Raw genomic sequence first — 19379 nt, forward strand, 5'->3', positions numbered from 1 at the left:
TGAATATGCCTGCAATTAAACCCGTCGCTGCCAAAGCGCCGGAACAAGCGAAAACCGCGATTTCGGCTTTGTGGCGCCCGGCGCTGGTGCAAGCGTTCGTCAAGCTTGATCCACGGCAACTGAAGCGTTCCCCGGTGATGCTGGTGGTCGAACTGACCGCGATTTTCACCACGGTGCTGTGCTTCATCCCCGATGCCAATGTGCCGACTTTGGTGGCTGCACAAATCGCCCTGTGGCTATGGTTCACCGTGCTGTTTGCCAACTTCGCCGAAGCCTTGGCCGAAGGGCGCGGCAAGGCCCGCGCCGACAGCCTCAAGGCCGGCAGCGAAGGCCTCAGCGCCCGGCGCCGGCAGGCCAATGGCAGCTTCCAGGTGGTGCCTGCCGCCAATCTACGCAAGGGTGATGTGGTGCGTGTCGAAGCGGGGGAAATGATTCCCGGCGACGGCGAAGTGATTGAAGGGATCGCAGCGGTCAACGAGGCGGCGATCACCGGTGAATCGGCGCCGGTGATCCGTGAGTCCGGTGGTGATCGCTCGGCGGTTACCGGCAATACGCGACTGGTGTCCGACTGGTTGCTGGTGCGGATCACCGCCAACCCCGGTGAATCGACCCTCGATCGCATGATCGCGCTGGTCGAGGGCGCGAAACGCCAGAAGACTCCCAACGAAGTCGCGCTGGATATCCTGCTGATCGGCCTGACCCTGATCTTCCTTTTGGTGGTGGTCACCCTGCAACCGTTCGCCCACTTCGCCAACGGCAGCCTGCCGCTGGTGTTTCTGGTGGCGTTATTGGTCACGCTGATTCCAACCACCATCGGCGGCCTGCTCTCAGCCATCGGTATCGCCGGGATGGACCGGCTGGTGCGCCTCAACGTGATCGCCAAATCCGGTCGCGCGGTGGAAGCGGCGGGCGATGTGCATGTGCTGCTGCTGGACAAGACCGGCACCATCACTTTCGGTAACCGTCGTTGCAGCGCGGTGTACGCCGCGCCGGGTGTGTCGGCGCGTGATCTTGCCGAGGGCGCGTTGTTTGCCTCGCTGGGCGACGAAACCGCCGAAGGCAAATCCATCGTCGAGTACCTGCGCGGTCTGCATCCGCAGCCTGAGCCGGCGCTGGAAGTCCTCACGGTGGTGCCATTCAGTGCCGAAACGCGTTTGTCGGGTATCGACTATCAGGGCCGCGTCTATCGCAAGGGCGCGGTGGACTCGTTGCTGACTTTCCTCGGCCAGCAACGCGCCGATCTGGCCCCGGCGCTGTCGCGGGAGATCGACAAGATCGCCCAGAGCGGTGGCACGCCGTTGCTGGTCTGTGCCGACGGAAAACTGCTCGGTGCGATCCATCTCAAGGACGTGGTCAAACCGGGCATTCGCGAGCGCTTTGCCGAACTGCGCAAACTGGGGATCCGCACGGTGATGGTCACCGGCGACAACCCGCTGACGGCTGCGGCGATTGCTGCGGAAGCGGGCGTCGATGACGTGCTTGCCGAAGCCACACCGGAGAAGAAACTCGCGCGCATTCGTCACGAGCAGAACGACGGTCGCCTGGTCGCGATGTGCGGCGACGGCGCCAACGACGCGCCAGCGCTGGCCCAGGCTGACGTTGGCATGGCGATGAATGACGGCACGCAAGCGGCACGCGAAGCGGCGAACATGGTCGACCTCGACAGCGACCCGACCAAGCTGCTCGACGTGGTGCAGATCGGCAAGGAATTGCTGGTGACCCGTGGCGCGTTGACGACCTTTTCCATCGCCAACGACGTGGCCAAATACTTCGCCATCCTGCCGGCGCTATTCGCCGCGATCTACCCGCAACTGGGCGTGCTGAACATCATGCATCTGACCAGTCCGCAGAGCGCGATTCTGTCGGCGATTGTGTTCAACGCCTTGATCATCGTCGTGCTGATTCCGCTGGCACTGCGCGGCGTGCGCGTGCAGGCGGCGAGTGCGGCGGCGTTGCTGCGGCGCAATCTGCTGATCTATGGCGTGGGCGGGATTCTGGTGCCGTTTGTGGGAATCAAGGCGATCGACATGCTGCTCACGGCGTTGCACCTGGTGTGACGATTAGAAAAGAGCCCCTCACCCTAGCCCTCTCCCGGATGGAGAGGGGACTGACCGAGGTGTTTGCGAGAGATACGCCGACTTGAGATACCGAGTCGAGTCCGGGTTTTGAAAAGCATGAAGATCGGCTCCCTTTCCCCCTCGCCCCCTTGGGGGAGAGGGCTGGGGTGAGGGGGAAAAGATCGCCCTGACACCCCACCAAAAGTTTGCCCAACGAATTCGAGGATCTACAAATGTCCACAATGCTACGTCCGGCCCTGAGCCTGTTGGTGCTGATGACCCTGGTCACCGGCATCGCCTATCCACTGGTGGTCACCGGCATTGCCCAGGTGGCCTTCCCCGAGCAAGCCAATGGCAGTCTGGTCCGTGACGCCGACGGCAAAGTCCGCGGCTCCTCACTGATCGCCCAGGATTTCAGCGGCGACGCGTGGTTCCATCCACGGCCATCCGCCGGCGCCTTCGCCACCGTTTCCAGCAGCGCCAGCAACCTCGCCCCGAGCAACCCGGCGCTCGCCACACGGGTGATCGACGAGGCCCACAAAATGCAAGTTCCCGGTCAGGGCCCTGTGCCGCTGGCGTTACTGACCACCTCGGCCAGCGGCCTCGATCCACACTTGCCACCGGCGGCAATTGCCTATCAACTGGCGCGTGTCGCGCAGGCGCGTAATCTGCCGTTGTCGACCGTGCAGCAACTGCTCGATGCGCACATCGAACAGCCGCTGGTAGGGCCACCGGTGGTGAATGTGCTGGCGCTGAACATGGCGCTGCAAAAGCTCTGAATCGGCGGCGCCGCCATTCGCTAGCAGGGCTGGCTCCCACAGGAGACCACATTCCCCTGTGGGAGCCAGCCTGCTGGCGATGGCGGCATCACCGTCACCGCATCAATACCAGAAAAAGAGACCCAGCATGAGCGACTCCGGCCGCGCCGACGCGCTGTTAGCAGACCTGCCCCGTGACGGCCGTGGCCGGCTGAAGGTATTCCTCGGCGCCGCGCCCGGTGTCGGCAAGACCTACGCCATGCTCCAGGCCGCCCACAGCCAACTTCGCCAAGGCGTGATAGTCCTTGCCGGGGTGGTCGAAACCCACGGCCGCGCCGAAACCGAAGCGCTGCTCGGCGGCCTGCCGCAGCAACCGCTGCTGCGCTCGGAATACCGTGGCGTGATGCTCGAAGAAATGGACCTCGACGGCATTCTCGCGGCGCGACCGAAGCTGGTGCTGGTCGACGAGCTGGCACACAGCAACGCCCCCGGCAGCCGTCACGCCAAGCGCTGGCAGGACATTCAGGAACTGCTCGCCGCCGGCATCGACGTCTTCACCACGGTCAACGTCCAGCATCTGGAAAGCCTTAACGATCAGGTGCGCGGCATCACCGGTGTGCAGGTCCGCGAAACCCTGCCGGACTGGGTTCTGCAAGAAGCCTTCGAACTGCTGCTGATCGACCTGCCCCCGCGTGAATTGCTCGAGCGTCTGCGCGAAGGCAAGGTCTACGTCCCAGAGCAAGCCCGCGCCGCCATCGACGCCTTTTTTACCCAGACCAACCTCACCGCGTTGCGCGAACTGGCGATGCAAACCGCCGCCGCACAGGTCGATAACGATCTGGCGCAGGGTTATCGCCAGCTCGGTCAGGCCGCGCCGGCGGTGCGCGGGCGCTTGCTGGTCGGCGTCGATGGCGATGCCCAGGCTGAGCGCCTGGTGCGCCACGCCAGTCGCGTCGCTCAACGTCGGCATTTGCCGTGGAGTTTGGTGCATGTCGACAACGGCAGCGTGCGTGACGAGCAATCGCGCCTGCGCCTGCAAAGTGCTCAGCAACTGGCTGAACGCCTCGGTGGCGAAGTGGTGTTGTTGCGTGCTGGGGAAGTGGCGAAGACCCTGATCCAGCACGCCGCCGAACGTCGCGCCAGTCTGGTGCTGGTCGGCCAGTCGCGGCCACGTCTGCGTCGCCGTCTGTTCGGCGGGGGACTCGCTGCGCGGCTGTTGCGTCAGGCCCATGGCTTGGAGATCAACGTCCTCGACAGTGATGAACAACCGCAGCAACCGCGTCCGCATAATCCACTGACGCTGGTGTGGTTCGACTACGCACTGGCGCTGGTTGCGACGCTATTGGCGACGGCACTGGCATGGGCGGTATCGAGCGTGTTGCCGCTGCCGAACATCTCGCTGGTGTTTCTCGCGGCGGTGTTGCTGGTGGCGGTGCGCAGCAGTCTCGGCCCGTCGCTGGCGTGTGCGGCGCTGTCGTTTCTGACTTACGATTTCTTGTTCATTCCGCCGAATTTTTCCTTCAGCATTCAGCGCGAAGAAGACGTGCTGACCTTGCTGTTTTTCCTGCTGATGGCGGCGCTCACCGGCAATCTCGCAGCGCGCCAGCGCCGACAGTTGCAGGCGTTGCGCGATACCCAGGAGGAAACCAGCGAACTGCTCGACCTGTCGCGCAAACTCACTGCCGCCACCGACCGACAGGCCGTGGTCAGCGCCGCGGCGCAGCACCTCAATGGCTGGAACGATCTGCAACTGTGCCTGCTCAATCGCGACGGTCAGGGCGGCTGGAAAGTCGAGACCGGCGGCCCGCTGCAATTCACCGAGGCCGAGCGCGCCGCCGCCGATTGGGCGTGGCAGCACGATCAACCGGCGGGCATGGGCACCGGCACGCTGCCGTTCGGGCGTTGGTGGTGGTGGCCGCTGTCGGTCGAGGACGGACCGTTGGCGCTGCTTGGCGTCTGCGCAAAAGAAGGCCAGACCCTGAGTGGCCAGCGCCGTCGCCTGCTCACTGCGTTGAGTCAGCCGCTGGCGCAGGCACTGGCGCGCGCGCAGTTGGCGGACGATCTGGAAGCGGCGCGCCTGCACGGCGAAACCGAGCAATTGCGCAGTGCCTTGCTGGCCTCGGTGTCCCACGATCTGCGCACGCCGCTGACCGCCATGCGCGGCAGCATCGACAGTCTGCTGGCGCTCGGCGAAGCGATCCCGTTGGCGGACCGTCGCGAACTGCTCGAAGGCACCCGCGATGAGGCCGAACGCCTCGACCGCTACATCCAGAACCTGCTCGACATGACCCGGCTCGGCCACGGCGCATTGAAACTGGCGCGTGACTGGGTGTCGCCGGCAGACATCGTCGGCAGTTCGCTCAATCGCTTGCGCGCGGTGCTCGCGCCGTTGCAGGTCAGCACCGAGGTGCCGGCCGAGTTGCCGCTGCTGTACGTGCACGCGGCGCTGATCGAGCAGGCGCTGGTCAACGTGCTGGAAAACGCCGCGCGCTTTTCACCCGTTCACGGCCGCTTGCAACTCAACGCGGGTGCGGATGATCAGGAGATTTTTTTCTCGGTCAGCGACGAGGGGCCGGGGATTCCCGAAGACGAGCGGGCGAAGATCTTCGACATGTTCTACACCGCCGCCCGCGGTGATCGTGGCGGTCAGGGTACGGGTCTGGGGCTGGCGATCTGTCAGGGCATGGTCGGTGCGCACGGTGGGCGCATCAGCGTTGCCGACGGTATCGATGGCCGCGGTACTTGCATCACTTTGCACTTGCCGTTGCAGACGCAGCCGGGGATGGACGGTGAAGCCTGAATCCGACTGCGCTACTCTCTTGCCACTCTTTTCTGTTGATGTGAATTCATGAGCCAGACCGCGACCATTTTGGTCATCGATGACGAGCCGCAGATCCGCAAGTTCCTGCGCATCAGCCTGGCGTCTCAAGGCTACAAAGTCCTTGAGGCCGGCACCGGTGCCGAAGGCCTGGCCCAGGCGGCGCTGAACAAACCCGACCTGCTGGTGCTCGACCTCGGCCTGCCGGACATGGACGGCCAGCAAGTGCTGCGCGAGTTTCGCGAATGGGCCACGGCGCCGGTGCTGGTGTTGTCGGTGCGCGCCAGCGAAGGGCAGAAGGTCGAGGCGCTGGATGGCGGCGCCAATGACTACGTGACCAAGCCGTTCGGCATTCAGGAATTCCTCGCCCGGGTTCGCGCCTTGTTGCGTCAGGCACCGGCGGGGGAGGCGCAGCAGGCCGCGTTGAGCTTCGGCCCGTTGACCGTGGATCTGGCTTATCGGCGAGTGCTGCTCGACGGCGTCGAAGTGGCGCTGACCCGCAAGGAATACGCGGTGCTGGCGCAACTGGCGCGGCATCCGGGGCGGGTGATCACCCAGCAGCAATTGCTCAAGGATATCTGGGGGCCGACGCATACCGAGGACAGCCATTACTTGCGGATCGTGGTCGGGCATCTGCGCCAGAAACTCGCGGATGATCCGACGCGGCCGCGATTCATCCTCACCGAGGCCGGGGTTGGCTATCGCCTGTTGAATGAGCACAGCCTGTAGGTAGTTGTGTTGTCTTTTCTGGCCTCATCGCGAGCAGGCTCACTCCTACATTTGGAATGCATTCCACTTGTAGGAGTGAGCCTGCTCGCGATGAGGGCATTGCATTCAATCGAGATTTCTCAGTCGATCAGCCTTGCTCCTGCTCATACCGATCCAGCGTATCGCTGGCGATCTCGCGCCCCAGCGCGATCAACTCAGGCGCCTTGTAGAACTCGAAAAACCGGCATACGCGTTTCGGCACGTTGATCAGGATATCCGGCGGATACCCGGCGATCTTGTACTGCGCCAGCGAGGTTTGCATGACCTCGAAACTCTGGTTGATCAGATCGAGCAGCGAGGCCGGCCCGACGTTGTCGATGATGAACGAACCGGTGGCGGATTTTGGCGCACCTTCACGCTCGGGCGCGGCGGCCGGTTGCTGGCTTTCCGGTTCGGCGCCTTCGAGCCAGGGATTGATGGCCGCCGCCTCGGCGCGCAGCGCTTCCTGTTCGAGCTTGAGTAATTGTTCGGCCTGTTTGCGGCGGAACGGCAGCTTCGAGCCCAGCGAATTGATCAAGCTGTCAAAACGCGAGCGGAACGCTGGCGGGCGCTCAATGACCGGCAGTTTGTACTGGCGCTGGTTGGTCGCGTTGAGATTGACCGCAATGATCAGGTCACAGTGACTCGACACCACCGGCACGATCGGCAACGGGTTGAGAATGCCGCCGTCGACCAGCATGCGATTGCCTTGCATCACCGGCGTGAACAGGCTGGGAATCGCCGCCGAGGCGCGCATTGCCTGATGGAGGCAGCCTTCCTGAAACCAGATTTCCTGTTGGTTGGTGAGGTCGGCGGCGACGGCGGTGTAGGGGATGCGCAAGTCTTCGATATTGATTTCGCCGACGATCTTGCGGATCTGCCCGAAGACCTTTTCGCCGCGAATCGCGCCGAGGCGAAAGCTCACGTCGACCAGTCGCAGCACATCGAGGTAGTCGAGGCGTTCGATCCAGTTGCGGTACTCGTCGAGCTTGCCCGCGGCGTAGATTCCGCCGACCACCGCACCCATCGAGCAGCCGGCGATGCAGGCGATTTCGTAACCGCGTTTCTCGATTTCTTCGATGACGCCGATATGGGCATAGCCCCGGGCGCCACCGGAACCCAACACCAGTGCGACACGTTTTTTCATCCAGCTTCCTCCCGGCAAGCCTGCACAATGCACTGATCGCCGAGCAGGCTCAATCGCCAAGGTCGCTGAGCATGGCGGTGACGTCGTTTTTTTGCCCTTGCCTCGCGCTTCAGCGCTATCCTTCAGCCGCTTGTTTCATGCGCCGGCAAGGCACTTTTTCGCCGCCTGACCGTCTTACCTGCACGATTGTTGACCTACTTTGAGGTGTGATTGATGAAAGCCTGGATCTGTGTGCCGTTGTTGGCGCTGGCATTGGCCGGTTGCGCCGGTAAAACCGCTTACCGCGACAGCTGCGGCAGCCAGCTCGACGCCGCCTGGCACGAGCTGGACCTGGCCAAGGCCGAAGGCTTTGCCGGCACCGTCAGTTATTCCAAAGCCTTGTCACTGCTGACCGCGGCCAAGACTCAACAGCAATTCGAAGGCTTTGAAGGCTGCAGCAAGAAAGCCGAGAAAGCACGTTTTTACATCCGCGAATCCCGCGCGGGGCGCTAATCCGCTGACGGAGCACTCTGGGGCTGAGGTTTTGATGCCTGAGCCTCGGCCATTTGAAGGAGCAAACGATGTCCGCGTTGGTTGACCGGTTAGTGGCTCATATTCTGAGCCTGGAAGTGCGACTGCTGGCTTGTCAGGCGCGTATGACGGCGAGGACCGATCCCGAGGCGCTGCACGATTTGCGTACCACGGTGCGACGGTTGCGCAGTCTGTTGCGGCCGCTACGCGGCTTGCCGGGTGTCGAGCAGCTTGAAGGCGCGGCGTCTGCCGTCGGTGAACTGACCACGCCGTGGCGCGATCGCGAAGTGCTGGCGGCGTACCTGCTCAAACATGATCAGCCGCAAGCCGCCGAGCGTCGCATGGCGCAGATGGCCGAGGCCTATCCAGCGTTGGCTGCGAGCAACGAAGTGGCGTCGTTGATGATGATCCTCGATGCGTTTCCGCGTTTCCTGCGCGCTTCCCAGCGTCAGGGCCTGCTCAAAGGCTTGGACAAGCGCATCGAAAAACGCTTGGGCAAGCAATGGCAAAAGCTCGATGAGGCACTGCACGATCCCGCCCACGACCGTCATCGCCTGCGCCTTTTGATCAAACGCGTGCGTTATGGCATCGAAGCCTATCCCGAGCTGAACCGTTTGCCCGCCGCGGCCTACAAGCGCTCGAAGTCTGCACAGGGTGCGCTGGGTGACTGGCATGATTGCTGGCAGTGGCTGGCCAAGGCCGAACTGGAAGCGGATCTGCAACCGTGTGTCGCCACTTGGCAGGCGGGGCTGATCAAGGCAGAGCTGAAGGCTGATCAAGTGCTGGAAAAGCTCGATGCCGACTGCTTCAAGTCTTCCTGAACCACCACCGATCCCCCTGTAGGAGTGAGCCTGCTCGCGATAGCAATCTGTCAGCCAACACATCGTTGAATGTCAAACCGCTATCGCGAGCAGGCTCACTCCTACAGAGGGCTTTGGGCTGTATATGGAACCTAGGCCTTTCTGTCAGCCCATTTGACCGGAATAGACGCTGCGGCGCGCGGCGGGTCTGGTTAAGATCCGCGCATTCCTTTTCCGCTTGCCGAGGTTGCCATGCGCTTTTGCGATCTGCTCGATGCTGTCCGCCAACAACCTGAAGTGACGATTCCAGCCGAATGGGGTCAGGGCCGGGCCAGTTTTGGCGGCCTGGTGGCTGCGCTGCAATATGAGGCGATGCGCGGCAAAGTGCCGGCGGAGCGCCCGGTGCGTTCGCTGGCGATTACCTTCGTCGGTCCGGTCGAGCCGGGCGTGCCGGTGCGCTTCGAAGTCGAAGTGTTGCGTGAAGGCAAAGCCGTCAGCCAGGTGTTGGGCCGGGCGTTGCAGAACGGGCAGGTGGTGACGATCGTGCAAGGCAGCTTCGGTGCCTCGCGGCCTTCGCAGGTAACGGTTGAAGCGTATCCGGCGCCGTCGATGAACCAATGGGACGATTGCCAGGAGCTGCCGTACATCAAAGGCGTAACGCCGGAATTCATGCGGCATCTGGCGATGCGCTGGAGCGTCGGCGGCATGCCGTTCACCGGCATTGCGTCGCGCTTGATGGGCGGTTGGGTGCGCTTGCGTGGGGATGTCAAAGAGGAGCCGGTCAACGAGACGCATCTGCTGGCTCTGGTCGATGCCTGGCCGCCGGCGCTGTTGCCGTATCTGAAGAAACCTGCACCGGGCAGCACGCTGACCTGGACCATCGAGTTCGTGCAGCCGTTACACGATTTGAGCACGCTGGACTGGTGCCAGTACCTGGCCGATATCGAATACGCCGCCGACGGTTATGGCCATGTCGCGGCCAAGCTGTGGAGCGCGAAAGGCGAGTTGATTGCCATGAGTCGGCAAACCGTAACGATCTTCGCCTGATCAATGCCGGCGGTGGCGCTCACGCCAGGCGCGCCACCAGCCGCCACTCAGGAAGAATCGCGGGAAGGTCAGAAACTGCTCGACCAGCAAACGCGATACCGCATCTTTGCGATCACTGAACGGCTCGGAGGCTTGCGCCTCCAGGCTGTGGCCGTGGCGCTGCAGAGCCAGCGCCGCGACAATCCCGATCACGCCGATGGCCACGCTCGCCAGACTCAGGCTGAACACCCCGGACACGATCAGCAGAAACGCCACGATGAACAGCGGCACGGCAATCAGATGCAACACCAGATTGGTCGGGTGCTGATGATTGCCCGGGTAGGCGCGCCATTGCCACGCGGGAAGGTTGGGGTGACGTTTGCCCATGTTGCTACTCCTCGATCCATGTTTGAACTCATGGTTGAAGAATAGGCCCGGGCGCGCAGGGCGGCGAATCAAGGTTGGCTATTGAAGTGATAGGCGTCATCGCAGAATTTGATGTTGTCTCGGCTGGCGCCATCGCTAGCAGGGCCATCAGAGTTTCAACTGACCTATGACCTTGTTGAGTTCCCCGGCCAACGTCGCCAACTCATTACTGGTGGTCGCCGAATCCACCGTCTGCTGCACGGTGTTTTCGGTCACGTCACGAATGCTCACCACCGCCCGGTTCATTTCCTCGGCAACCTGGCTCTGCTGTTCCGCCGCCACGGCGATCTGCGTGTTGCTCTCGCGCATCTGCGCCACCGCTCCGGTGATGTCTGCCAGCGCCTCGCCAGCCTCCTGCGCCTGCTGCACGCAATCGTCAGCCTTGTACGAACTTTCCTGCATGAAATCTACCGCATCGCGGGTGCCGGCCTGCAATGCGGAAACCATGGTGGTGATCTCGTCAGTCGAGGTTTGCACCCGTTTGGCGAGGTTGCGCACCTCGTCGGCGACCACCGCAAAACCCCGGCCCATCTCACCGGCGCGCGCGGCTTCGATGGCCGCGTTCAGGGCGAGCAGATTGGTCTGTTCGGCGATGCTGTGAATCACGCTGACCACGCCGTTTATCTTCTGGCTGTCTTCGGCGAGGCGTTGAATCATTTGCGCGGTCTGCTGCACGCCGCTGGATAAACCGGCGATCGAATGCTGCACCCGGGCGACCACTTGCTGACCGCTGCCGGCCAGGCCATCGGCGGTCTTCGACAGGTCGCGGGTGGCGCCAGCGTGTTGGGCGATGTGGTGAACCGTGGTGGTCATTTCATTGATCGCGGTGGCCGCCTGATCGGTTTCGCTCTGCTGGCCGAGCATGCCGTGACGTACCTCGTTCATGCTCGACGCCAGCCGCGCTGCGCCGACATCCAGTTGCCGCGCCGTATTGGCGACGGTGCTGACCACACGTTGATAACCGGCCTGCATGGCGTTAAACGCATTCGCCATTTGCCCGACTTCATCTTTGCCAGCCAGCGGCACCCGCGCGCTGAGATCGCCGCTTTGCTCGACATGCAGCATGACGTCTTTGAGAGTGTTGAGCTGGCTGAGCAAAAAGCGGATCAGCAATTGCGACGCGCCGAGCATTGCCAGCATCAGGATGAACACCGCCACCGCGTAATGGGCAAAACGCTCGCTGAACACCTGGCTCAGGCTCGGCCCGTAGGCGATCACCGCAACCTGCTCGCCGTCGGCGCGGCTGAACACCTCGGCGCCCAGCAACGGATTCTCGCCGAACAAGGGCAGGGCGTTGATCTCGTTCCAGCCATTGCTGCCGGTGATTTCCAGCAGCGGCTGACCGTTGAGCCGCGGTGCTTCGCCGTGTTTGAAGGTCAGCACATGCTCTACTTTGGGCAGCGGCTGGCCCGACGGCCAAGCCTTGAGTAATTGCGCCTGAGCCTGCGCGGAGGCTTGAGCGGCGTGAGTGCGAGCCTGTTGTTCGAGCTGCACGGCGTACAACACCAGCAGCAGGGTGGTAACAAAGGCGACCGCATTGACCGCCCAGAATTTGTATTTCAGCGAGATATTGCTAAGCCAGGCACCCATGGAGGTCTTCTCTGATAGCGGAAACAGTTTTGGCAAGGTGCCATTATTGTGCCGCTATGTAGGCGCGAAGACCTTGATATGAATCAACAGACGACGCGGTCCCGCTTTTATGTAGGAGTGAGCCTGCTCGCGATAGCGGTGGGTCAGGCAAAAAATTTATTGACTGACCCACCGCTATCGCGAGCAGGCTCACTCCTACATGGGACTTGAGTTGTGTCAGTTGAGGGTGGGCAGGCTGAAAAATGCCCGTGCACATGCCGTGGTATGCGCCGCCAGATCCTCTTCGCTCTCACCACGATGCAGCGCCACTTCGCGCAGCACTTCAGTCAGATAGGCCGGTTCATTGCGGCCGTTTTTCGGCTTCGGCCGCAGCGTGCGTGGCAGCAGATAAGGCGCATCGCTTTCCAGCATCAAGCGCCCGCGTTTGATCTCTTTCACCAGTTGGTGCAGATGCGTGCCACGGCGCTCGTCGCAGATCCAGCCGGTGATGCCGATGTGCAGATCGAGGTCCAGGTAACTGAACAGCGCCTTGCGCTCGCCAGTGAAGCAATGCACCACGGCGGCAGGTAGCTGATCGCGGAAGTCCTTGAGGATCTCCAGCAGGCGCTGGCTGGCATCGCGCTCATGCAGGAACACCGGCAATTGCAGCTCGACGGCCAGCGCCAAGTGCTCTTCGAGGACTTTTTCCTGCTGCGGGCGCGGCGAGAAGTCACGGTTGAAATCCAGCCCGCATTCACCCACCGCGACCACATTGGTTTCGTTGAGGAGGCTGCGCAGGCGTCGCGCGCTGTCGGCATTCCAGTCGCTGGCCGAATGCGGGTGAATGCCGGCGGTGGCGAACAGCCGCTGGCCGCTGGCATCCAGTTGCTGACACAGCTCCAGCGCCTGTTCGCTGCCTTCGACGCTGGTGCCGGTCAGCACCAGTTGGCAGACGCCGGCCGCGTAGGCGCGCTCAAGCACCGCCGCGTGTTTGTCGGCGAAACTGGGGTTGGTCAGGTTGACGCCGATATCGATGAGTTGCATGGTGCTACCTCGGGCCGAAGGCCGGAAAGCATACCAGAGCTGTAGATTCATAAGAAAAGCCAAGAACTACAACGACTTATGGCTGTCTGTTGAGGCCGCGAGAGTTCCAGGGTGGCGGCAATGCCATCACTGTGCCAGTCTCTCGCACTTTACCAGCGCTCCAGGCGCTCTGTTTTCGTCGGTGATTTCAAAAGAAATCACCCCGTATTCTTTTCGGAGAGTGGATGCATCGTCCCTCGGTTTTGCTGCTGTTGTGCGCCTCGCTGCTGCTGCCGCTGACGGCGGTTGCGCGCCTGCCCGGGCCGCTGCAGGCGGTGCCGGCTGCCAAGGTCCGTGACTTGTCGGAGATCCGCAGCAGCCGCGTCCTGCGCGTACTGGTCAATCAGAGCCGCAACAGTTCCGGTGAGGTTCAAGGCCAGGCCATCGGCGTCGAATACCATCGCCTGCGCGCCTTCGAACAATACCTCAATGGCCATGCCCGCGACGGTCAGGAAGTCACCCTGAAGATCATTCCCAAGGCCAAGGACCAGTTGCTCGGCGCGTTGCAGCGTGGCGAAGGCGACATGGTTGCCCCCGGTGAATTGATGGACTTGCCGGGTGGCTATGCGGTTTCCAGCAGCGAGCCGATCGCCCGCGACGTGCCGTTGGTACTGGTCGGGATCAAGGGCCAGCGGCGCTACACCAAGGTCGAACAACTCTCCGGCAAGACCCTGGCGTTGCCCACCGGCAGCGCGGCGGGGGAGGCGGTCAGTCAGCTCAATCAGAAACTGGCGCTGCACAAACTCGCGCCGATCAACATCGAATGGGTCGATCCGACGCTCGCCGTGGAAGACGTGCTGGAAATGGTCCAGGGCGGGATTTTTCACCTGACCATCGTCGAGCAACCGATTGCCGAGCGCTGGGGCAAGATCCTGCCCAAGCTGCGCCTGGACCGGCAACTGGTCATCAGCGAGCCGGGCGAGGAGCACTGGTTCGTGCGCCGTGATGCCTCGATGTTGCGCGCCAGCATCGATCGCTTTCTGAGCGGCTACAAGAAACCGTCGAACGAAGACGCCGCATTTCTGCGCATCTATCGACGCCTGTACCAGGTTCACTATCCGTTGGCCAAGGCCGACCGCCAGCGTCTGGAAAAACTGCGCCCGACCCTGCAGAAACACGCCCAGGCGCAGAACATGGACTGGCTCAATCTGGCGGCGCTGGCATTCAAGGAATCGCGTCTGCAACCCAATGCCCGCAGCGGCAGCGGCCCGACCGGCCTGATGCAGATCACGCCGTCGGCAGCCCAGCGCGTCGGCGTCAGCAATATCCAGAATCTCGATGCCAATGTGCAGGCCGGGGCCAAGTACCTGGCGATGATCCGACGCAAGTTCTTCAGCAGCCCCAAGCTCAACGAGCGTGAGCGCATGGCCTTCACGCTCGCGGCTTACAACATCGGCCCCGAGCGCGTGCAGGGCATGCGCGCCGAAGCCCGGCGTCGCGGGCTCAACCCCAATCAATGGTTCTTTCAAGTCGAGCGCATTGCCATGGAGCAAGTGGGGATGGGCGCCGTCAGCTATGTTAATAGCGTGAACAAGTACTATTTGGCGTACGACCGGGAACGGGAGTCGTTGGAGCCCGGCTCGCAAAGAGTCGTCTCCCGAAAATGATCTGATAAATCGATTGGTATGGCGGATTTTTTGCGCTTTTAACATGAAATTTATTGATTAATATAGCGGCCAACCAACACATACCACCTCTCGCAACAACAAGGAACGCCCCATGAGCTCTCTGATCAACAAAGTACTGTTTACCCGCGCTGGCTACGGCCTGACTGTCCTGCGCATCGTTGTCGGCGTGATCTTCGCCGCCCACGGTTCGCAGAAGCTGTTCGGCCTGTTCGGTGGCTACGGTCTGGCGGGCACTGCCCAATGGATGGAAAGCATCGGGCTGACTCCGGGCTACCTGATGGCAACACTGGCTGGCGGAACCGAATTCTTCGCCGGTCTGGCACTGATCATCGGCCTGCTGACCCGTCCGGCGGCGCTGGGTCTGGCGTTCCTTTCGCTGGTGGCGATCTTCTCGGTGCACATCGGCAACGGTCTGTTCATGGCCAACAACGGTTACGAGTTCGCCCTGGCCTTGCTGGCCGGCAGCATCGCGGTGCTGATCGAAGGCGCCGGCAAACTCTCGGCGGATCGCGCCATCGCCGGTTGAGCGCTCTAACTCAAGGCAAAGGCCCGCATTGTGCGGGCCTTTTTTGTTGCGGGCGATTCTTGACACTGGTCGGTCACGTTATCTAGGATGTTGCCCATGCGCCGATTTAAACAGCTACTTGCGGGGCGCCAGGTGACTCAATCAGTTGCCGTCAGAAGCCGGAACAGGGCTTCGAAATACCGCTAAAGCGCTGGTTCGGTGTTGCCTCTCACCTGCCATGCAGACTTTTGAGGCAGAGACACGACACGATGAATGCACTACGCCCTCCAGCACGTCCCGCACCGATCACGGCGCACATCACCCAGCGCAATCCAAAAATCCTGCTTGGCGGCAAACACCAACCGACGCTGTTGCGCTATCTGGATGGCTGGCCACGTCGCAGCGGCGGTCCTGCCGCGTTCCTGATCCAGTTTGTTGACGACGGTGAGTCGCTGGCGCGGTTTGCCAGTGACAGTTTCGATCTGGCGGTGATTCAGGCGCCGAGCGCGGAACAAGCGCCGGAAATGATCAAGCAACTGACCCGCGTAGCGCGGCAGGGCCTGATCACCCGGCGCTGAAGCGCTTTACCGATATTCAATCTCCACGATGTAAACCAGCTGCTCGCCTGTCGGCGTCTGTACCCGGACTTCCGCGTCCAGCGCCTTGCCGATCAAGGCGCGGGCCAGCGGCGAGTCGATGCTGATGAGGCCGAATTTCAGATCCAGTTCATCCGGGCCGACAATGCGGTAGCGCGATTGCTTGCCGTCTTCGTCTTCGATGGTCACCCAGGCGCCAAAATAGACCTTGTTCGGATCGCTGGGTTTTTCGCTGACGACTTTCAGCGCTTCCAGCCGTTTGGTGAGAAAGCGCACGCGACTGTCGATCTCGCGGAGCATCTTCTTGCCGTAGGTGTATTCGGCGTTTTCCGACCGATCGCCTTGCGCCGCCGCCTCACTGACCGCTTGCGTCACTTGGGGGCGGCGCACATGCCACAACTCATGGAATTCGGCGCGCATCCGCGCTTCACCTTCTGGGGTGATCAGCGCGGTGCCGGCGGTGCGGGGAGGGCGATAACGGCTCATGGCAACTTCTTGTGAGAGAGACCGCCGAAGTCTATCAACCCTCGCGCAACACTGTCAGCGGGCTGGCGTTCAGCGCGCGACGAGTACCGAACACACCGGCACCGCCGATCAGCACCGCACCGATCAATGGCAACACCAGCAACCACGGATGCGGATGCCACGGCAGGTCAAAGGCAAAGCGATACAACACCAGGCTCACTACTTCCGAACCGATGGCCGCGAGCAAACCGCTCACCGCACCGAGCAGGCCGAATTCGATGCGCCGCGCCTTGATCAGCAATTGCCGCTCGGCCCCCAATGCACGCAACAGCGCACCTTGGCGAATGCGTTCATCCAGCGTCGCCTGCAAGCCGGAAAACAGCACCGCCATCCCCGCCGCCAGAACGAACAACAACACGTATTCCACCGCCAGAGTGACTTGGGCGAGGATGCTGCGCAGTTGCTCGAGCAACGCCTCGACCTGAAGAATCGTTACCGCCGGGAAGGTCCGCGACAGTTCGACGATCTGCTGATCATGACCCGGCGCCAGATAGAAACTGGTCAGGTACGTCGCAGGCAGATCCTTCAAGGTGCCGGGCTGGAAGATCATGAAGAAGTTTGGCTGGAAGTTGTCCCAGTTGATCTCGCGCAGGCTGGTCACCCGCGCTTCACGGTTGACCCCGCCGACGCTGAACACCATGTGATCGCCGAGTTTGAGCTTGAGGCTTTCGGCGACTTTGCCTTCGACCGAGACACCCGGCACGTCGTCGCCGGGCTGATCCTTCCACCATTCCCCGGCGGTGAGCTTGTTGCCGGCCGGCAAGTCCGCCGCCCAGGTCAGGCTCAAATCCCGCTGAATCGCACGATCCCCCGCCGAATCCTTACTGACGATTTGCTGCACCGCTTCGCCGTTGATGCTGATCAGGCGCCCCGGCACGACCGGATAGAGTGGCGCGGCTTGCGCAGAGACTTTGATCAGGTGATCGGTAAAGGCTTGTTTGTCGCCCGGGAGGATATTCAGCGCGAAATAGTTCGGCGCGTTTTTCGGCAACTGGTTCTGCCAGGTGTCGAGCAGTTCACCGCGCAGCAGGGCGATCAAGGCCATCGACAGCAGAATCAGACCGAATGCCAGTGACTGACCCGCCGCTGCCAAAGGATGACGCAGCAACTGGCCAAGGCCCAATCGCCACGGCAACGAGGCGCGGGCGAGCATGCGCCGCAAGCTTTGCAGCAACAGTAACAGCAAGCCACCCAAGACCAGCGCCGCCACCACACCGCCACCGAGCAGGGCAAACGTCAGCAACAGATCCAGGCTCAGCCGCCACATGATCAGGCCCAGCGCGCCCAAGGCGGCGCCGTAGACCATCCAGGTGCTCGACGGAATCGGCAGCATGTCGCGGCGCAACACCCGCAGCGGTGGCACGCGACCCAGTGCGGCCAGCGGCGGCAGGGCAAACCCGGCCAATGCCACCAGCCCGGTGCCGATCCCGGCAAGCGCCGGAAACAGGCCGCCCGGCGGAACATCGGTCGGCAGCAAATCATGCAGCAATGCGAACAGGCCCAGTTGCGCCAGCCAACCCAGCAGCGCACCGCTGAGGGCGGCGAGCAGGCCGAGGACCGTCAGTTGAATACTGAACAACAGCATGGTTTCGCGCCGCGACAGGCCGAGACAGCGCAGCAAGGCGCTGGCATCGAAACGGCGACTGGCGAACCGATTGGCCGACAGCGCCACCGCCACACCGGCCAATAACACCGCGACCAGACTGGCCATGTTCAGATAACGCTCGGCTTTGCCCAGGGCACCGCCGATCTGCCGGTTACCATCGCGAGCATCCTGAATGCGCTGATTGGCGGCGAGCCCGGGTTTGATCAGTTGCCGATAGGTTTCCAGCGCCTGCGGTTCACCGCGCCACAGTTCGCGGTAACTGACCCGGCTGCCGGGTTGCACCACACCGGTGGCGGCGAGGTCGTCGAGGTTGATCATCACTCGCGGCGTCAGGCTGTAAAAGTTGCCGGCGCGATCCGGCTCGTAGGTCAGCACCCGCGCCAGCTTCAGGGATTTCATGCCGACGTCGATGCTGTCGCCGATTTTCAGATCCAGTGCAGTCAGCAGGCGTGCCTCGACCCAGGCTTCGCCGGGTTGCGGTTCGCCGCCCACTTCTTCGGGCGCGAAGGGTGCGGCAGCGCTTTTCAGTTCGCCGCGCAACGGATAGGCGCGGTCGACGGCCTTGATACTCGACAACTGAATGCCGTTGTCGGTCGCGACAACACTGGAGAACTCCACCACCTGCGCATGCTGCAGGCGCAGTTCGGTGCCGCTCCTGATCTGTTCTTCGCGGGCTGGTGAGCTGCCCTCCAGCACCAGATCGGCGCCGAGAAATTCGGTGGCGCGCAGGGTCATGGCGCCATTCAGGCGGGCGCCGAAGTAGCCGATGGCGGTACTCGCCGCGACGGCCACCACCAGCGCAAAAAACAACACGCGCAACTCGCCGGCGCGGGCATCGCGCAACAGTTGGCGAATCGCGAGACTGCACAGACGCAACAGCGGCAGGCGCACCATCAAGGCTCCAGAGGGGCGACCAGTCGCCCGGCTTCAAGGCGGATCAGGCGCCGGCAACGATGGGCCAGGCGTTCGTCGTGGGTCACCAGCACCAGAGTCGTGCCGCGCTCCTTGTTCAGCTCGAACAGCAGATCGCTGATGCGCTCGCCGGTGTGGCTGTCGAGATTGCCGGTCGGTTCGTCGGCGAACAGCACGTCGGGTTCGGCAGCGAAGGCGCGGGCAATGGCGACGCGTTGCTGCTCACCACCAGAGAGCTGGCGCGGCGAGTGGGTCAGACGCTGACCGAGACCGACACGCTCGAGCAATTGCGTCGCGCGCTCGCGGGCATCTTTGCGGCCGTCGAGTTCCAGCGGCAGCATGACGTTTTCCAGTGCATTGAGGCTGTCGAGCAATTGAAACGACTGGAAGACGAAACCGACATGTTCGGCGCGAATGCGCGCGCGCTGATCTTCGTCGAGATTGCTCAGGCCTTGTCCGGCGAGCACCACTTCGCCGCTGCTCGGCAGATCGAGACCGGCAAGCAGGCCGAGGAGGGTGGATTTGCCCGAACCTGAGGCGCCGACGATGGCCAGGCTGTCGCCCTTGTTCAGTTCCAGGCTGAGTTCGTGCAGGATAGTCAGTTCACCTTCCGCGCTGGCTACCACTTTGCTGAGGTCCTTCGCGGTGAGAATGCTTGCGCCCATG

The 19379-nt window shown here is 62.5% G+C and carries 16 protein-coding genes and 1 pseudogene; 10 read left to right on the forward strand and 7 right to left on the reverse strand.

Features of this window, described 5'->3' with window-relative positions; all coding sequences use genetic code 11:
- Positions 1 to 3 precede the first annotated feature (3 nt).
- The 4 genes and pseudogenes from kdpB (at position 4) to J3P75_RS08645 (ending at position 6362) form a co-directional block, all read left to right on the forward strand.
- Positions 4 to 2057: pseudogene (gene kdpB / locus J3P75_RS08630) on the forward strand (potassium-transporting ATPase subunit KdpB).
- 233 nt (positions 2058 to 2290) lie between these two features.
- Positions 2291 to 2836, forward strand: a complete 546-nt coding sequence (gene kdpC / locus J3P75_RS08635; protein ID WP_434709934.1) for a potassium-transporting ATPase subunit KdpC — start codon at positions 2291 to 2293, stop codon at positions 2834 to 2836.
- 127 nt (positions 2837 to 2963) lie between these two features.
- The gene (locus J3P75_RS08640; RefSeq protein WP_434709935.1) at positions 2964 to 5615 is read left to right on the forward strand and encodes a DUF4118 domain-containing protein; all 2652 of its coding nucleotides are present in this window, start codon (positions 2964 to 2966) and stop codon (positions 5613 to 5615) included.
- Between the two features lie 48 nt (positions 5616 to 5663).
- Positions 5664 to 6362: a response regulator gene (locus tag J3P75_RS08645; RefSeq protein WP_434709936.1), complete on the forward strand. Its 699-nt coding sequence runs from the start codon at positions 5664 to 5666 to the stop codon at positions 6360 to 6362.
- A 127-nt stretch (positions 6363 to 6489) separates the two neighbouring features.
- On the opposite strand, the gene J3P75_RS08650 is transcribed toward J3P75_RS08645, so the two are convergent.
- Positions 6490 to 7527 (reverse strand): patatin-like phospholipase family protein, encoded by a 1038-nt coding sequence (locus J3P75_RS08650; protein WP_203418905.1) that lies wholly within the window; start codon positions 7525 to 7527, stop codon positions 6490 to 6492.
- 213 nt (positions 7528 to 7740) lie between these two features.
- On the opposite strand from J3P75_RS08650, the gene J3P75_RS08655 reads away from it, so the two are divergent.
- The 3 genes from J3P75_RS08655 (at position 7741) to J3P75_RS08665 (ending at position 9884) form a co-directional block, all read left to right on the forward strand.
- Positions 7741 to 8019 (forward strand): hypothetical protein, encoded by a 279-nt coding sequence (locus tag J3P75_RS08655; RefSeq protein ID WP_090285007.1) that lies wholly within the window; start codon positions 7741 to 7743, stop codon positions 8017 to 8019.
- Between the two features lie 68 nt (positions 8020 to 8087).
- Positions 8088 to 8858 (forward strand): CHAD domain-containing protein, encoded by a 771-nt coding sequence (locus tag J3P75_RS08660; protein ID WP_434709937.1) that lies wholly within the window; start codon positions 8088 to 8090, stop codon positions 8856 to 8858.
- Between the two features lie 231 nt (positions 8859 to 9089).
- A complete protein-coding gene (locus J3P75_RS08665; RefSeq protein ID WP_434709938.1) occupies positions 9090 to 9884 on the forward strand; it encodes an acyl-CoA thioesterase in 795 nt (264 codons plus the stop codon).
- On the opposite strand, the gene J3P75_RS08670 is transcribed toward J3P75_RS08665, so the two are convergent.
- From J3P75_RS08670 to J3P75_RS08680, 3 genes are all read right to left on the reverse strand, one after another.
- Positions 9885 to 10250 (reverse strand): terminase, encoded by a 366-nt coding sequence (locus J3P75_RS08670; RefSeq protein ID WP_203418902.1) that lies wholly within the window; start codon positions 10248 to 10250, stop codon positions 9885 to 9887. It lies immediately after the preceding gene.
- Between the two features lie 147 nt (positions 10251 to 10397).
- The gene (locus tag J3P75_RS08675; protein ID WP_434709939.1) at positions 10398 to 11879 is read right to left on the reverse strand and encodes a methyl-accepting chemotaxis protein; all 1482 of its coding nucleotides are present in this window, start codon (positions 11877 to 11879) and stop codon (positions 10398 to 10400) included.
- Between the two features lie 216 nt (positions 11880 to 12095).
- On the reverse strand, positions 12096 to 12902 hold the full coding sequence (locus tag J3P75_RS08680; protein ID WP_434709940.1) for a TatD family hydrolase: 807 nt from the start codon (positions 12900 to 12902) through the stop codon (positions 12096 to 12098).
- A 224-nt stretch (positions 12903 to 13126) separates the two neighbouring features.
- Here J3P75_RS08680 and J3P75_RS08685 point away from each other — a divergent pair, with 224 nt between their 5' ends.
- The 3 genes from J3P75_RS08685 to J3P75_RS08695 all read left to right on the forward strand — a co-directional run bounded on the left by J3P75_RS08685 (position 13127) and on the right by J3P75_RS08695 (position 15652).
- Complete coding sequence (locus J3P75_RS08685; RefSeq protein WP_434709941.1) at positions 13127 to 14548, forward strand: transglycosylase SLT domain-containing protein; 1422 nt, start codon at positions 13127 to 13129, stop codon at positions 14546 to 14548.
- A gap of 112 nt (positions 14549 to 14660) precedes the next feature.
- Positions 14661 to 15095 (forward strand): DoxX family protein, encoded by a 435-nt coding sequence (locus J3P75_RS08690; protein WP_093099599.1) that lies wholly within the window; start codon positions 14661 to 14663, stop codon positions 15093 to 15095.
- A 248-nt stretch (positions 15096 to 15343) separates the two neighbouring features.
- Positions 15344 to 15652 carry a hypothetical protein gene (locus J3P75_RS08695; RefSeq protein ID WP_090284993.1) on the forward strand — a complete coding sequence of 103 codons (309 nt, stop codon included), beginning with the start codon at positions 15344 to 15346 and terminating at the stop codon, positions 15650 to 15652.
- Positions 15653 to 15658: 6 nt separating this feature from the next.
- Here J3P75_RS08695 and greB read toward each other — a convergent pair whose 3' ends face one another.
- From greB to J3P75_RS08710, 3 genes are read right to left on the reverse strand one after another with little or no spacing between them, the layout of a single operon-like run.
- Positions 15659 to 16156, reverse strand: a complete 498-nt coding sequence (gene greB / locus J3P75_RS08700; protein WP_434709942.1) for a transcription elongation factor GreB — start codon at positions 16154 to 16156, stop codon at positions 15659 to 15661.
- Between the two features lie 34 nt (positions 16157 to 16190).
- Positions 16191 to 18695 carry an ABC transporter permease gene (locus tag J3P75_RS08705; RefSeq protein WP_434709943.1) on the reverse strand — a complete coding sequence of 835 codons (2505 nt, stop codon included), beginning with the start codon at positions 18693 to 18695 and terminating at the stop codon, positions 16191 to 16193.
- On the reverse strand, positions 18695 to 19378 hold the full coding sequence (locus J3P75_RS08710; RefSeq protein WP_090284986.1) for an ABC transporter ATP-binding protein: 684 nt from the start codon (positions 19376 to 19378) through the stop codon (positions 18695 to 18697). Before J3P75_RS08710 ends, J3P75_RS08705 begins: the two co-directional genes overlap by 1 nt.
- Position 19379: the final 1 nt, after the last annotated feature.

This window comes from Pseudomonas sp. R1-1 (genome assembly GCF_051132135.1).
Classification (GTDB): Bacteria; Pseudomonadota; Gammaproteobacteria; order Pseudomonadales; family Pseudomonadaceae; genus Aquipseudomonas.

Bases quoted from the DNA above. Each gene is read 5' to 3' on its own strand.
- kdpC (WP_434709934.1), top strand. From the start codon at position 2,291: ATGTCCACAATGCTACGTCCGGCCCTGAGCCTGTTGGTGCTGATGACC.
- J3P75_RS08640 (WP_434709935.1), top strand. From the start codon at position 2,964: ATGAGCGACTCCGGCCGCGCCGACGCGCTGTTAGCAGACCTGCCCCGT.
- J3P75_RS08645 (WP_434709936.1), top strand. From the start codon at position 5,664: ATGAGCCAGACCGCGACCATTTTGGTCATCGATGACGAGCCGCAGATC.
- J3P75_RS08650 (WP_203418905.1), bottom strand. From the start codon at position 7,527: ATGAAAAAACGTGTCGCACTGGTGTTGGGTTCCGGTGGCGCCCGGGGC.
- J3P75_RS08655 (WP_090285007.1), top strand. From the start codon at position 7,741: ATGAAAGCCTGGATCTGTGTGCCGTTGTTGGCGCTGGCATTGGCCGGT.
- J3P75_RS08660 (WP_434709937.1), top strand. From the start codon at position 8,088: ATGTCCGCGTTGGTTGACCGGTTAGTGGCTCATATTCTGAGCCTGGAA.
- J3P75_RS08665 (WP_434709938.1), top strand. From the start codon at position 9,090: ATGCGCTTTTGCGATCTGCTCGATGCTGTCCGCCAACAACCTGAAGTG.
- J3P75_RS08670 (WP_203418902.1), bottom strand. From the start codon at position 10,250: ATGGGCAAACGTCACCCCAACCTTCCCGCGTGGCAATGGCGCGCCTAC.
- J3P75_RS08675 (WP_434709939.1), bottom strand. From the start codon at position 11,879: ATGGGTGCCTGGCTTAGCAATATCTCGCTGAAATACAAATTCTGGGCG.
- J3P75_RS08680 (WP_434709940.1), bottom strand. From the start codon at position 12,902: ATGCAACTCATCGATATCGGCGTCAACCTGACCAACCCCAGTTTCGCC.
- J3P75_RS08685 (WP_434709941.1), top strand. From the start codon at position 13,127: ATGCATCGTCCCTCGGTTTTGCTGCTGTTGTGCGCCTCGCTGCTGCTG.
- J3P75_RS08690 (WP_093099599.1), top strand. From the start codon at position 14,661: ATGAGCTCTCTGATCAACAAAGTACTGTTTACCCGCGCTGGCTACGGC.
- J3P75_RS08695 (WP_090284993.1), top strand. From the start codon at position 15,344: ATGAATGCACTACGCCCTCCAGCACGTCCCGCACCGATCACGGCGCAC.
- greB (WP_434709942.1), bottom strand. From the start codon at position 16,156: ATGAGCCGTTATCGCCCTCCCCGCACCGCCGGCACCGCGCTGATCACC.
- J3P75_RS08705 (WP_434709943.1), bottom strand. From the start codon at position 18,695: ATGGTGCGCCTGCCGCTGTTGCGTCTGTGCAGTCTCGCGATTCGCCAA.
- J3P75_RS08710 (WP_090284986.1), bottom strand. From the start codon at position 19,378: ATGGGCGCAAGCATTCTCACCGCGAAGGACCTCAGCAAAGTGGTAGCC.